Raw genomic sequence first — 13,867 nt, forward strand, 5'->3', positions numbered from 1 at the left:
GGCCGGTGCTCAGAATGCAGCGCTATTTCCTGTCTTCCAGCCGAACCCAGCACTCCCGGGTCGCGCGGGCCCATGGCAACCAAGTTTCAATTTGAAACTAGGGTTTGCTGTTTGTACTATGTGGCGGTTTGGAGACACAATGTTCAAAAATAGATTTCCGTATGCGGAAATCGCTAGACGTGAAGGGTGGAATATCTCTACCTAACGGCCAAACCATAAGTTCGAAAACATTCGAACACGTCAGGGAGAGAATGCCGATGCGTATGACCGCATATCTGTTGTCCGCCGTCGCGACTGCGGCCATCGTCACGCCGGCATTCGCGCAACAGGCGACGTCCACCGTCGAAGCGCAGGCTTCGCCCTCGCAGGGTACTGCCAACGCATCGGTTGCCGGTCAGACTAACGCTGCAACGGACGCCGACACCACGCGGGCGGCAAGTGCCAACGCCGGGATTCAGGGTAACGCCAGCGACATCGTCATCACCGCGACGCGCCGTTCCGAGCGTTTGTCGAACGTGCCAATCGCGGTTTCGGCGGTCGGTCAGGAAGCGCTTCAGAATTCGGGCGGCAGTGACATCCGCTCGCTCAACCAGCTTGCGCCGTCGTTGCTGATCTCGTCGACCGGTAACGAATCGAACGCGTCCGCGCGTATTCGCGGAATCGGTACGGTCGGCGACAATCCCGGCCTCGAAAGCTCGGTCGCGGTCTTCATCGACGGTGTCTATCGCAGCCGCACCGGCGTCGGTCTCAACGAACTGGGCGAGATCGACCGCGTCGAAGTTCTTCGCGGACCGCAGGGCACATTGTTCGGGCGCAACGCTTCTGCAGGTCTCATCAATATCATCACACGGTCGCCCGAGTTCGACTGGCATGGCAACGCCGAGGCGACTTACGGCAATTACGACCAGAAGCGGCTTGCAGGCGGCATCACCGGGCCGCTGATCGCCGACACGCTCGCCTTCCGGGTCGACGGCGTCTACGTGAATCGCAACGGCTTCTACAAGAACGTCACGGCAGCCAACGGCAGCGAGAGCCGCGTCAACGACCGCGATCGGTATTTCGTCCGCGGCCAGTTGCTGTTCAAGCCGACCGATACCCTGAGCTTCCGCCTGATCGGCGATTATTCGCACCGCAAGGAAAGCTGCTGCGGTGCGGTCTATTACAACCAGGTCGAGACAACCGATCCCACCCCGAACGCAGCCGGCGTCGCGCCGTTCTTCGCCACTGTCAACACCGATGGCGCGGTCACGAACAACACGACGAACCGCATCGTCGACATCCTGCGGCGCCAGGGCGCGGTGTTCCCGCTAGCCGGCAACACGCCTGATCCGTTCAGCCGCGACGTCGCAATCACGCCCGGCCAGACCTTCCGGAATACGACCAAGGATTACGGCGGCTCGCTGCAGGCCGACTGGGATCTCGGTGGCGCGACGTTGACGTCGATCACTGCGTATCGCCAGTACAAGTCGGGCAATGCGGGCGATGTCGATTATACCAATGTCGACCTCACGCACCGTGCGGCGGACGGCAATGCCTACCGCCAGTTCAAGACCTTCACGCAGGAAGCGCGCCTCCAAGGTTCGCTGTTCAACGACAAGCTCGACTGGCTGGTCGGCGGCTTCTACTCGAACGAGAAACTGAAGCTGGTCGATAACGTCGTCTTCGGCGCGCAATACGGGCAGTTTGCTGCCTGCCGCCTCGTCGCAACGGTCAGCCCGAATGCCGTGCTGCAGAACCAGAACAACCCAGGCTGCATGAGCGCGGCCGGACGCGCGACAATTGCCGGCGCCTTTGGCCCGGCTGGCGGCCTGATCACGTCGGCGCTCGATCGCTTGACCGGTGGGGTCGGTCTCGGTGGCGGGGTCAACAACGTCGGCGACTCCGGCTCGATCTATCGCCAGAAGAGCGAGAACTACGCGTTCTTCACACACAACATCCTGCATCTGACCGACACGTTGTCGCTGACCGGCGGTCTTCGCTACACGCACGAAACGAAGAAGTTCAACGCGAAGTTCAACAACAACAACACGGTCTGCCCGATCCAGCAGGCGGCTCTCGCTCCCCTCACGCAGTCGCAGAGCGGCGCCACGGCGTTCGCGCAGGGCATCGTGACCTTGACCTGCACCGGCAACTCCAGCCCGGCGTTGAACGCGCTCAGCCTCAACGACAGCTTCGGCGACGGCGAGTTCACCGGCACGGCGGTCCTGTCGTGGAAGCCGTTCACCAAGCTGCTGACCTACGCGTCGTTCGCCAAGGGCTACAAGGCGGGCGGCTACAACCTCGACCGTTCGGATCTCGGCGGGGTAAACGGCGTGCTCACGCCGCGGACCAATGCCGACGCACCGGGCCTGCGCTTCAACGCCGAGAAGGTGAACAATTACGAGCTCGGGGCGAAGTTCAACACGCGCGGCTTCACGTTCAACGTCGCGGCGTTCCGCGAGGAGTTCACCGACTTCCAGCTCAACACCTTTAACGGCTCGATCTTCGTCGTGCAGAACATCGAAGCGTGCAAGGACAGCCTGGGCGGCCTCGATAGCGACAACGGGTTCAATCCGGTCACTGGTGCGCAGACCGGAGGGTGCCCAACCAACCGTTCGAAGAAGCCGGGCGTGATCTCACAGGGCGTCGAGCTGGAAGCGACGATGTCGCCGATCAAGCAGGTCACGTTCACGGCAGGCTATACCTATGCGGATACCCATTTCCGCAAGAACCTGATCGGCAGCTCGACCACCGGCGAGCCGCTCGACCGCGCACTCTTCCTGCTGCCGGGCAGCCAGTTGTCGAACGCCCCCAAGAACGTCGTCACGACGTCGTTCGCCTGGACACCGGATCTCGGCTCGAACGGCATGTCGGGGCTGATCTATGTCGATAGCCGCCTGTCGTCGGACTATAATACTGGTTCCGATCTGGCGCCGGAGAAGAAGCAGGACGGCTTCGCCGTGGTGAATGCCCGCGTTGGCCTGCGCGGCAAGGACCAGGCTTGGGCACTCGAGTTCTGGGCACAGAATGTGTTCAACAAGAACTACATCCAGGTCGCGTTCAACACGCCGTTCCAGGGTGCCGGGTCGTCGGCCAACGTCGCAGCCTATGGTGGCACCGGCAACGCGCTCTACTCGGCATTCCTCGCCGAGCCACGCACCTACGGCCTGACGCTGCGCTCGCGCTTCTGATCGGGTGATTGAATGAAAAGCCGGCGCGCAGTTCGCTGCGGGCCGGCTTTTTCGTGCTCGTGCTCCCTGAAAACCCCGGTTCTCCTGCAAACGCAGGGGCCCAGGATTACAGGCGCTACGCTCTGTTACCCTGGACTCCTGTCCTCGCGGGAGAACCGGAAGCGCGCTAAGCGGCCAGATCGATCTCTTCGCCTGCCGCCGCCGCCAGCAGGCGCCGCTCCAGCGTCCTTAACCGCGCGGGCTGGGTGATCCGATCGCCGGTCAGGTCGGTGACGTAGAAGGTATCCACGGCCCGCTCGCCATAGGTCGCGACGTGCGCCGAGTGGATCGTCACCTTCGATTGGAACAGCGCGTTGGCGAGCTGGTTCAGCAGCGCCGGCCGATCTCGCGCATTGACCTCGACCACGGTGAACCGGTTCGAGGCCTTGTTGTCGACCAGCGCATTCGGCACGATATCAAACGCCTCCGCACGCGTGCGCGGCAGCGGTTTCGCGACGAGACGGTCGGCAAGCTTGCCGCGGTTGGCGAGCGCGTCCTCGATCGCGGTCTTCAGGCGCGAAAGCTGCCCGGACTCGTCGAACGGCCGCCCGAACGGATCCTGCACGAGGAAGTTGTCGACGGCCATCCCGTCGCGCGTGGTATGAATGCGCGCATCAATGATGTTGCCGCCGGCGACGTGGATCGCGCCTGCGATGCGGTAGAACAACCCAGGATGATCGGCGGCGTAGATCGTCACCAAGGTCGCGCCGCGACCGGGATAGACATGCGCGTCGATCGCGAGCTGCGCGTCGCCCGTGGTCGCCAGAAAGCGGGCGTTGTGCGCCAGAACGTCTTCGGGTTCGGCAATCCAATAGGCTTCGGGGAGCCGGTGAACGAGCGTCGCGAACGATTCCTCGCTCCAGCCTAGCGCGTCCCGCAAATGCTGCTGCTTGGCCGCGATCCGCTCGGCGCGACCCTTTTGCTTATGGCCCAACCGCAGGACTTCCTCGGCCGATTCGTAGAGGTCGCCGAGCAACTGGCGTTTCCAGCCGTTCCACACGCCCGGCCCGACCGCGCGGATGTCGACGATCGTTAGCGTGAGCAGCAGGCGGAGGCGCTCGGGGCTTTGCACCACGTCGCAGAAATCGAGGATCGTCTTGAAGTCGCTGAGGTCGCGCTTGAACGCGGTGGCGGACATCAGCAGGTGCCAGCGCACCAGCCAGGCGACGGTCTCGGTTTCGGCAGGCGTCAGGCCGAAGCGTGGGCACAAACGCTGCGCCACCTCCGCGCCGAGGATCGAATGATCGCCGCCGCGGCCTTTGGCGATGTCGTGAAGCAAGACCGCAACGTACAGCGCACGCCGCGACACGATCTGTTCGAAGATCGCACTGGCGAGCGGATGGTCCTCCTTCAGCGTGCCGTTCTCGATCCGCGCGAGCAAGCCGATCGCGCGGATGGTGTGCTCGTCGACGGTATAGTGATGGTACATGTCGAACTGCATCTGCGCGACGACGCGCGCGAAATCGGGCACGAACCGGCCGAATACGCCCGCCTCGTTCATCCAGCGCAGCACGAGTTCGGGATCGCGGGGCGAGGCCAGCACGTCGAGGAACAGCGCGTTCGCCGTCGGGCTGTTGCGGACGTCGTCGACCAGCTTGGCATCCCGCGCGGCGGCGCGCATTGCCAGCGGGTGGATCTCGACGCCGTGCTTGTCGGCGAGCTGGAAGATCTCGATCAGGCGTTCGGGATCGGCCCGGAAGAAGTCGTCGCTCGGCAGTGCGAGCCGCCCGCGATCGAGCACGAAGCCGTTGAGCTTGCGCGGAGAGCGTCGAATCGTGGGCAACCCGAAACGCCGGCCCCGCGCCGCGAATTTCTCGTCGAGATGCGCGAGGAAGACGCCGCTGAGCGTGCCGACGGTCTTGGCCTGCAGGAAGTAGAACTGCATGAACCGCTCGACCTTCGACTTCCCCGGTCGGTCGGAGAACCGCATCCGGTCGGCGATTTCGCGTTGCAGGTCGAACGTCAGGCGATCTTCAGCGCGGCCCGTGATGCTGTGGAGGTGGCAGCGTACCGCCTGGAAGAAATTGTCGGCGCGGTGGAATAGGCGATATTCAGCCTTGGTGAACAGCCCGACCTCGACCAGTTCGGCGGCGCGCTGGACGTCGTAGATGTATTTGCCGATCCAGAACAACGCGTGGAGATCGCGCAGGCCGCCCTTGCCCTCCTTGACGTTGGGTTCGACGACATAGCGCGTGTCGCCCATCTTCCGGTGCCGCGCGTCGCGTTCGGCGAGTTTGTCGGCGATGAAGGTGCGCGCGGTGTCCGCCTGGACCTCGGTCTTAAAGCGGTGCGACGCCTGCTCGTACAGTTCGGTATCGCCGCAGACGTAGCGTGCCTCGAGCAGCGCGGTGCGGACGGTGACGTCGCTCTTGGCCTGGCGGACCATTTCGTCGAGCGAGCGGCTGGACTGGCCGAGCTTCAGCCCGAGATCCCATAGCGCATAGAGCATCGATTCGATCACGCGCTCGGCCCAGGGCGTCTGCTTGCCGGGGGTCAGGAAGCCGATATCGACGTCCGAGTGCGGTGCCATTTCCGCGCGGCCGTAACCGCCGACCGCGATCAGCGTGAGGCGCTCGCCCGAGGTGGGATTAGGCAGGGGGTAGAGCCGCTGCGTCGTGAAATCGAACAGGATGCGGAGCAGCGCGTCGATCAGATATGCCTGCGCACTCGATGCTTCCAATCCGCGCGATGGGTGTTCGACGAGACGACGTTCGACTTCTACCCGACCTTTCTCCAGCGCTGCCTTCAGCAGCGTGGTTGCGTCGCGGCGGAGCGCGGTCGGGTCGACGCCCTCCAACGCGGCGATGGTTTCGGCGACGGCGCGGCGATCGATGATCGTGCGACGGTTGGGGAGGTGATCGAAGCGGCCGGACATGACGCTCAGATAGGGGCACCTGGAACGTGCGTCATCAGGATTGCGCAAAACGTCCGCGAAACGTAACCGGACGCGCGAGTGGAGGACGAAAATGAGCGAACCATTGCGCGTGGCCCTTGCGGGCCTGGGGACCGTTGGCGGCGGGGTTATCCGATTGCTGGATGCGAACCGCGAGTTAATCGCGCGGCGGGCCGGGCGCGAGATCGAGATCGTCGCGGTCTCCGCGCGTGATCGCGGCAAGGATCGCGGCGTCGATCTGTCGCGGTTCGCGTGGGTCGACGACACGACCGCGCTGGCGAAACAGCCGGGGGCGGACGTCGTGGTCGAGTTGATCGGGGGTTCCGATGGTCCGGCGCTGACGCTCGCGCGGAGCACGCTGGGGGCGGGGCGGAGTTTCGTCACCGCGAACAAGGCGATGATCGCGCATCACGGGCTCGAACTCGCGCAGGCAGCCGAAGGGGCAGGTGTCGCGCTGAAATTCGAGGCGGCTGTCGCGGGCGGCATCCCGGTCATCAAGGGGCTGCGGGAAGGTGCTGCGGCGAACGAGATCGCGCGCGTTTATGGGATCCTGAACGGTACCTGCAATTTCATCCTCTCGAAGATGGAATCGGAAGGGCGCGATTTCGCCGAGGTTCTCGCCGAGGCGCAGGCGCTGGGGTTTGCGGAATCCGATCCGAGCTTCGACATCGACGGCGTCGATGCGGCGCACAAGCTGTCGATCCTGGCGGCGGTCGCGTTCGGGACGCAGCCGGCGTTCGACGACGTTGCGATCAGCGGTATCCGGCATCTGTTGGGTGCGGACATCGCCGAGGCGGCGGCTTTGGGATATCGCGTGCGGCTGCTCGGGTTGGCGGAAGCGGGCGCGGACGGACTGTTCCAGCGCGTCCATCCGCATCTGGTGCCGATCGATCACCCGTTGGCGCACGTTACCGGCTCGCTCAACGCGGTCGTGGCGGAGGGTAATTTCGTCGGTCGCCTGTTGTTCCAGGGTGCGGGGGCGGGCGATGGTCCGACCGCGAGCGCGGTGGTCGCCGACCTGATCGACATCGCGCGCGGCGAGTTCGGCCCGCCGTTCGCGATGCCGGTCGTCTCGCTTACGGCGGCACCCAAGGCGGACAGCGGCGAGCGGCGGGGGCGTGCGTATCTGCGCTTCACCGTGGCGGATCGGGTCGGGGTGCTGGCGGAGATCGCTGCAGCGATGCGGGACGCGGGCGTCTCGATCGAGAGCCTGATCCAGCGCGGGGCGATTGCGGACGGCAGCGTTCTCGTCGCGATCGTGACGCACGAGAGCCCGGAACGCTCGATCGCGCAGGCGCTGGAGAAGCTGCGGGGATCGCAGAGTCTCGTGGGGCAGCCGATGTGGATGCATATTCTGGATTGAGGCGAGAGCGACCGGTAATGACTGCCACACCCGTCTAAAGGCTACCACCCCGGCGGAGGCCGGGGCCCAGTTGGAAAGGTCGCAGTAAGGACGCGCGCGCCTCGTTAGCGCCGTCTCCCAACTGGGCCCCGGCCTTCGCCGGGGTGGAGGACAGCGAGGCAACCACCTCCCTGTTCTCCCGCGAAGGCGGGAGTCCAGACTGGGGCCCCGCCTTCGCGGGGAAACATCGGCCGGGCGATTACGGCGAAGCGTGTTGAGAAGACTTAGTTCACCGACTCCATCCAGCATGTCGATACGCGCTTGAATGGTACGGCTTCTGCCTGCCGCCTAATTCACCGTGCCGACGGGGCCGTCGAGATCGATCGGCATGCGGTCGCGCTTGTCGGGTTTCTTGGCGAGGGCGCTCTTGATCAACCCTACCGCGGCTTTCGCGATCGGGGCGATTGGTGGGCCGAAGCCGACCTGGCATCCTCCCTGTCGCGCTGCACATGGTGTATCCGACAATTCCAAAGCGCGGACGGCGCTGAGGTTGGGGTTGGAGGCAACCGCGTGATCGGACGGGCCGCGATCGTCGCGCATCGGCAGGCGGGGCGTGGTCGTCGCGGATTTGCCGCAGACGACGACCTCGTTCCCGTTCCGCGTCTGCGTCGCGCACGGGTCGACCAGGATCGAGAAGCGCTCCGGCACTGGCGGCGCCGCAGGCGCAACGGTGGTGGCGGACGCCTGGAGGAGCGCGGACAGGATTATGGCGAACATGATCAGGTCCTTACGGTGCGGGCTTGCGGAACGACGTGCCGCCTTCGCCGCCGACCGTCATGGTGACGCCTGCCATCCCGCCGCCAACCTGGAACGGGCTGAGATCGGCGAGCGGGGAGGTGCGATTGAGCAGGCGGGTACGCTCGTTGCGGACGCTCTCGTGCTTTGGGTCGCCCGCTTCATGGACCACGAGCGGCACGCGGAACCGATCGGCGGTGCGCATACCGCAGACGGTAATGTCGGTCTCGTCCGCGCTCTGGATACAGGGTTGCTCGGCCGCCATTCGGGCCTTGGCAGTTGCCATCAGCGGGTCTTCGATCAGTATCGACAGCAGCATCGCGAGCATCGGTGCCTCCCGCACAGACACGCAGACTGGCCGCGTTCGCCGGGGAGGGCAAGCGTCATTGCTCGATCTTGGCAACTCCGAGCCGGGGAATGTCGATCGCCGGGCAGCGGTCCATCACGACTTGGAGGCCGGCGGCTTCGGCGCGTGCCGCGGCCTCTTCGTTGACCACGCCGAGCTGCATCCAGACGGCCTTCGCACCTGCTGCAATCGCCTGATCGACCGCTTCGCCAGCAGCCGCCGAGTTGCGGAAGATGTCGACGATGTCGATCGGGTCGCCGAGTTGCGACAGGTCTCGGAAAACGAACTCCCCATGGACATGCTCGCCGGTAATCTGCGGATTGACCGGGATCACGCGGTAGCCATGCGCCTGCAGTTTGGCCATCACGCCGTAGGAAGGACGATCGGGACGGTCGGAGGCGCCGATCATCGCGATCGTGCGCGCGTTTTCGAGCAGCGTCTTGATATCGGCACCGGCGGTCAACGGCATCGATGCCTCCTGCGAGAATAAACCTGGTCCGCTCGTACCGCGACTCTACGCGTCGGGTACGACCGGTAATCAGACAACGTGGATCAGGCCTGCGGGTTTCACAGTTTTCCGAGCCATGCGACGACCTGAGCTGCGATCGGCATGAAAATCATATCGTCCGGGTTCGAGGCGGGTGGCGTGCCGGCATCGGACGCGGTGCGAATCGAGATCGTCAGCGGGACGCGGCCGAGGAACGGGATGCCGAGTTCTCGCGCCGCCGCCTCTGCGCCACCATTGCCGAACGGGTCCGACGCCTCGCCGCAATGCGGGCAGATATAGCCGGCCATGTTCTCGACGAGGCCGATGATCGGGATGCCGGCCTTCTCGAACAGGTCGATCGCGCGACGCGCATCGATCAGCGCGAGATCCTGCGGGGTCGAGACGATCACCGCGCCCGCCGGCCGGTATTTCTGGACCATCGTCAGCTGGACGTCGCCGGTGCCGGGCGGGAGGTCCAGCACCAGCGTATCGGTCACGCCCCAGTCCGCCTCGACCAACTGGCCGAGCGCGCCCGCCGCCATCGGCCCGCGCCACGCGATCGCCTTGCCCGGCTCGACGAGCTGGCCCATCGACAATAGCGGCACACCATACGGGGTAGGGACGGGGTCGAGGACCTTGTCCTTGGCGGTCGGGCGGATGCCCTCGACGTTCATCAGCCGGGGCTGCGACGGGCCGTAAATATCGGCGTCGACGAGCCCGACGCGGCGCCCCGCACGCGACATTGCGATGGCGAGATTGGCGGCGAGCGTGGATTTGCCTACGCCGCCCTTGCCGCTGGCGACCGCGATGAGCCTTCGCGTGGAGCGTTCGGCTGTTACGGCGATCCGTACTTCGGAGATGCCGGGCTGGGTCGCGGCCATCCGCACGGTCGCCTCCAGCGCATCGCGCGCTTGCGGGTCGAGCCCGGTTGCGTCGATGATGATGCTTGCTCGGGTTCCCTCTAGCCGGACGGTCGCCCGCTTGCCCGCTACCGCAGCAACCGCCGCCTTTACGCCTTCGATGTCGATCATCCGCGCCAGATAGGACCGCTAAGGCCGCTTGGCACTGTTTTTCCGCCAGCGCACACCTATAAAGGTTGGTATGACGATCTTCTCGCGCTGGTTCCGGCGCCCCGATATCCTCGCCACCGAAACACCGAAAGGCCCTTGGGGCGGCTCGGGCGACGACGGTAACAGCGGCCCGCGTAATCCCTGGGCGCAACCTCCAGGTGGCCGCAAGCCTGCCGCCAAGCCGACCGCGCTCGACGAGTTCCTGCGTAAAGCGCGCGGCTCGGGCGGCGGCGGTGGCGGCACGGGCGGCTTCGGCGGCCTGCCCTCGGGCGCTAACGCCCGCGCACTCTGGGCGATCGGCGTCGCGATCATCGCGGTCGTCTGGATCCTGTTCACCTCGGTCCACCAGATCGGCCCGCAGCAGCGCGGCGTCGTCACCTATTTCGGCAAATACGCCGGTACGCTCGATCCGGGCGTTCGCCTGACGATGCCCGCGCCGATCGCCGACGTGACGGTGGTCGACGTGCAGAAGATCCGTACCGACAATTTTCCCGTCGGTGACGGCGAGAACCTGACGCTGACGGGCGACCAGAACATCATCGACCTGGCGTATTCGGTCCGTTGGGACATCTCGGATCCTCGCGATTACGTGTTCCAGCTCGCCGAGCCAAACGACACCGTCCGCGCCGCCGCCGAGAGCGCGATGCGCGCGGTGGTCGCGACGACGACCCTCGATCAGGCGATCGGCACCGGCCGCACGGTCATCGAACAGCGCGTCGCCGATCTCACCCAGCAGATCCTCAACGACTATAAGTCCGGCGTCCGTATCCAGGGTGTCGCGATCAAGCAGGCCGCCGCGCCTGCCCGGATCGTCGAGGACTTCAACGCCGTCACCGCCGCGCAACAGGAGGCGATCGCCAACCTCAACCAGTCGCGCTCCTACGCGCAACAGGTCGTGGCCCGCGCGCAAGGCGAGGCCGCATCGTTCGACAAGGTATATGAGCAGTATAAGCTTGCGCCGGAAGTGACGCGTCGCCGCATGTATTACGAGACGATGGAGGCGGTGCTCGCCAAGAGCGACAAGACGATCGTCGAGACGCCGGGCGGGGTGGTGCCGTATCTGCCGCTTTCGAATGCCAAGCGCCTGCCGAACCCCGAGGCTGTCCAGTCGACACCAGCGCCTGCCGCGGCAGCGGCTGCCCCCCAGCCTGGAGCTGCCCAGTGAACGCCGTGAGTTTTCGTAACCCGATCGTCGCAGGGATTATCGCGCTACTGCTCGTGATCCTCGCCGCATCGACGTTCGCGATCGTCCCCGAGACCAAGCAGGCGGTGATCCTGCGCTTCGGCCAGCCGATCCGCACCGTCAACGCATGGCAGCCCAATACGCCGTTCGGCCAGACCGGCGCGGGCTTGATCGCCCGCATTCCGTTCGTCGACCGGATCGTCTGGATTGACAAGCGTGTCCAGGACCTGGAGTTGGACAACACGCTGGTGCTGTCGACCGACCAGCTTCGCCTCGAGGTCGATGCGTACGCGCGCTACCGGATCGTCGATCCGCGCAAGATGCGTAACGCAGTCGGCAGCGAGGACCGGATTCCCGATCAGCTTCGCCCGATCCTCGGCTCGGCACTGCGCAACGAACTCGGCAAGCGGCGCTTCGTTGAATTGCTGAGCCCGGAGCGTTCCGAGCTGATGGACAATATCCAGAAGGGTCTCCAGCGCGTCGCCAGCCAGTACGGCGTCGAGATCGTCGACGTCCGTATCAAGCAGGCGAATCTTCCCGTCGGCCTGCCACTCGAAAGCGCGCTCAAGCGCATGTCGAGCGCGCGTCAGCAGGAGGCGATCACGATCCGTGCCGAAGGCCAGAAGCAGGCACAGATCGTTCGTGCGCAGGCGGATGCGGATTCGGCGAAGATCTACGCCGAGAGCTTTGGCAAGGACGCCGATTTCTACGATTTCTACCGCGCAATGCAGTCGTACCGGCACACGTTCGGTGCCGACGGTGGCCCGGCACCGGAAGGATCGACCTCGATCATTCTGTCGCCGAACAATAGTTACCTGAGGGAATTCGAGGGCCGCGGGCGTTGAGCCTGCGGAACCTTTGAACCCCTGTTCATATTCAAGCATCATTCAGGACGGCGTCCCTACGGGGTACCTGTTTCGATTGATGAAACGAGAGGACAACATCTAGTGCGTTACGCCTACGCCATTACCAGTGCTCTTCTCCTCGGCGGCGCGACCGCGACGCTCGCGCTCCAACCGAGCGGCGCGCAGGTCGCGCAGAACGAACCCGGTGCGATCCAGGCGGTCTCGCCGAAACCCGGCGCGCCGATGAGCTTCGCCGACATGGTCGCGCGTCTCCAGCCTGCGGTCGTCAACATCTCGACCAAGCAGACGATCGTCCAGAAGCAGCAGGCCAATCCGTTCGCGGGCACGCCGTTCGGCGACCTGTTCGGCGGCATGGGCGGCGGCGGCCAGGGTGGCGCGCCGGTGAAGCGCGAAGGCGCCTCGCTCGGTTCGGGCTTCCTGATCTCGCCGGACGGCTATGTCGTCACGAATAACCACGTGATCTCGCCGGGCGCGCAGGGCGCGACGGTCGATTCGATCACCGTGACGCTGAGCGACAAGAAGGAATATGTCGCCAAGGTCATCGGCAAGGATCAGGAATCCGATCTCGCGCTGCTGAAGATCGACGCGGCGAACCTGCCGTTCGTGAAGTTCGGCGATTCGAACGGCGCGCGCGTCGGCGACTGGGTCGTCGCGATCGGCGAGCCGTTCGGGCTCGGCGGTACCGTCACGGCGGGCATCGTCTCGGCGATCAACCGCGTCACGGGACAGGGCGGCGCGTACGACCGCTTTATCCAGACCGATGCGTCGATCAACCAGGGCAACTCGGGTGGCCCGATGTTCGATCTCAACGGCAACGTGATCGGCGTGAATTCGCAGATTTTCAGCCAGTCGGGCGGCAATATCGGCATCGGCTTCGCAATCCCCGCGGCCGTCGCCAAGCCGATCATCGCGACCTTCATGAAGGGCGGCACGATCGAGCGCGGCTATATCGGCGTCCAGCTGCAGCCGGGCGGCACGATCAACGAGGATACCGCCGCGGCACTCGGCATCGCCAAGAACCAGGGTGAGCTGATCAACGACGTGACGGCCGGCGGCCCGGCGGCGAAGGCCGGCGTGCGCGCGGGCGACGTCGTGACCAAGGTGAACGGTCAGGCCGTGACGGTCGACCAGTCGCTGTCCTACCTCGTCTCGAACGTGAAGCCGGGTGCGACGGCTCGCCTCGACATCCTGCGCAACGGCAAGCCGGTAGTCGCCAATGTGGTCGTCGTGCCGCGTCCAAGTGCGGACAAGCTGGCGGCGGTGGTCGGCGGTGATGCCCAAGGCTTTGGCAGTGACGACGGCGATGACGGCGACGATTCGGCTACCCCCGCCGCACCGACGGCAGGCGCGGCACTTGGCATCGGCGTCCAGCCGCTGACCCCGGCGATCGCGCAGGCGGTCGGCGTCGAGGCGAGCACGCAGGGCGTCGTCATCGCCGTGGTCGCGCAGACCAGCGACGCGTATGGCAAGCTCAAGCGCGGCGACGTCATCATCTCGGTCAACGGTACGCCCGTGCGCACCGCGGTCGACGTCCAGAACGCGGTCAACGTCGCCAAGGCAGCCGGTCGCCCGCAGGTGTTGTTGCAGGTCAAGCGCGGCCGCAGCCCGGCCACGTTCCTGCCGGTCAAGATCAAGTAATCCACGACCGACACGATTGACCGAAAAGGACCGTTGCT

General features: G+C 65.2%; 10 protein-coding genes. 5 read left to right on the forward strand and 5 right to left on the reverse strand.

All coding sequences use genetic code 11. The features are described 5' to 3' along the window. The first annotated feature begins 257 nt into the window (after nucleotides 1-257). A complete protein-coding gene (locus ASE69_RS16940) occupies nucleotides 258-3,170 on the forward strand; it encodes a TonB-dependent receptor (RefSeq protein ID WP_056489490.1) in 2,913 nt (970 codons plus the stop codon). Nucleotides 3,171-3,336: 166 nt separating this feature from the next. On the opposite strand, the gene ASE69_RS16945 is transcribed toward ASE69_RS16940, so the two are convergent. Next, a complete protein-coding gene (locus tag ASE69_RS16945; RefSeq protein ID WP_056489168.1) occupies nucleotides 3,337-6,084 on the reverse strand; it encodes a [protein-PII] uridylyltransferase in 2,748 nt (915 codons plus the stop codon). A gap of 91 nt (nucleotides 6,085-6,175) precedes the next feature. Between ASE69_RS16945 and ASE69_RS16950 the strand changes: the two genes are divergently transcribed. After that, the gene (locus tag ASE69_RS16950) at nucleotides 6,176-7,465 is read left to right on the forward strand and encodes a homoserine dehydrogenase (protein WP_056489170.1); all 1,290 of its coding nucleotides are present in this window, start codon (nucleotides 6,176-6,178) and stop codon (nucleotides 7,463-7,465) included. 327 nt (nucleotides 7,466-7,792) lie between these two features. Here ASE69_RS16950 and ASE69_RS16955 read toward each other — a convergent pair whose 3' ends face one another. The 4 genes from ASE69_RS16955 to ASE69_RS16970 all read right to left on the reverse strand — a co-directional run bounded on the left by ASE69_RS16955 (nucleotide 7,793) and on the right by ASE69_RS16970 (nucleotide 10,103). After that, nucleotides 7,793-8,221: a hypothetical protein gene (locus tag ASE69_RS16955; RefSeq protein WP_156362380.1), complete on the reverse strand. Its 429-nt coding sequence runs from the start codon at nucleotides 8,219-8,221 to the stop codon at nucleotides 7,793-7,795. Between the two features lie 10 nt (nucleotides 8,222-8,231). Continuing rightward, nucleotides 8,232-8,567, reverse strand: a complete 336-nt coding sequence (locus tag ASE69_RS16960; protein WP_056489174.1) for a hypothetical protein — start codon at nucleotides 8,565-8,567, stop codon at nucleotides 8,232-8,234. A 55-nt stretch (nucleotides 8,568-8,622) separates the two neighbouring features. Continuing rightward, nucleotides 8,623-9,054, reverse strand: coding sequence for a CoA-binding protein (locus tag ASE69_RS16965; RefSeq protein ID WP_056489176.1), 432 nt, complete (start codon nucleotides 9,052-9,054; stop codon nucleotides 8,623-8,625). Between the two features lie 98 nt (nucleotides 9,055-9,152). Beyond that, nucleotides 9,153-10,103 carry an Mrp/NBP35 family ATP-binding protein gene (locus ASE69_RS16970; RefSeq protein ID WP_056489178.1) on the reverse strand — a complete coding sequence of 317 codons (951 nt, stop codon included), beginning with the start codon at nucleotides 10,101-10,103 and terminating at the stop codon, nucleotides 9,153-9,155. A 70-nt stretch (nucleotides 10,104-10,173) separates the two neighbouring features. On the opposite strand from ASE69_RS16970, the gene hflK reads away from it, so the two are divergent. From hflK to ASE69_RS16985, 3 genes are all read left to right on the forward strand, one after another. Further along, nucleotides 10,174-11,307 carry a protease modulator HflK gene (gene hflK / locus ASE69_RS16975; protein WP_056489180.1) on the forward strand — a complete coding sequence of 378 codons (1,134 nt, stop codon included), beginning with the start codon at nucleotides 10,174-10,176 and terminating at the stop codon, nucleotides 11,305-11,307. Further along, nucleotides 11,304-12,170 carry a protease modulator HflC gene (gene hflC, locus ASE69_RS16980; protein WP_235518904.1) on the forward strand — a complete coding sequence of 289 codons (867 nt, stop codon included), beginning with the start codon at nucleotides 11,304-11,306 and terminating at the stop codon, nucleotides 12,168-12,170. The genes hflK and hflC overlap by 4 nt, the downstream gene beginning before the upstream one ends. A gap of 102 nt (nucleotides 12,171-12,272) precedes the next feature. Next, nucleotides 12,273-13,829, forward strand: a complete 1,557-nt coding sequence (locus ASE69_RS16985; RefSeq protein ID WP_056057567.1) for a Do family serine endopeptidase — start codon at nucleotides 12,273-12,275, stop codon at nucleotides 13,827-13,829. Nucleotides 13,830-13,867: the final 38 nt, after the last annotated feature.

This window comes from Sphingomonas sp. Leaf208, from assembly GCF_001421415.1.
Lineage (GTDB): Bacteria > Pseudomonadota > Alphaproteobacteria > Sphingomonadales > Sphingomonadaceae > Sphingomonas.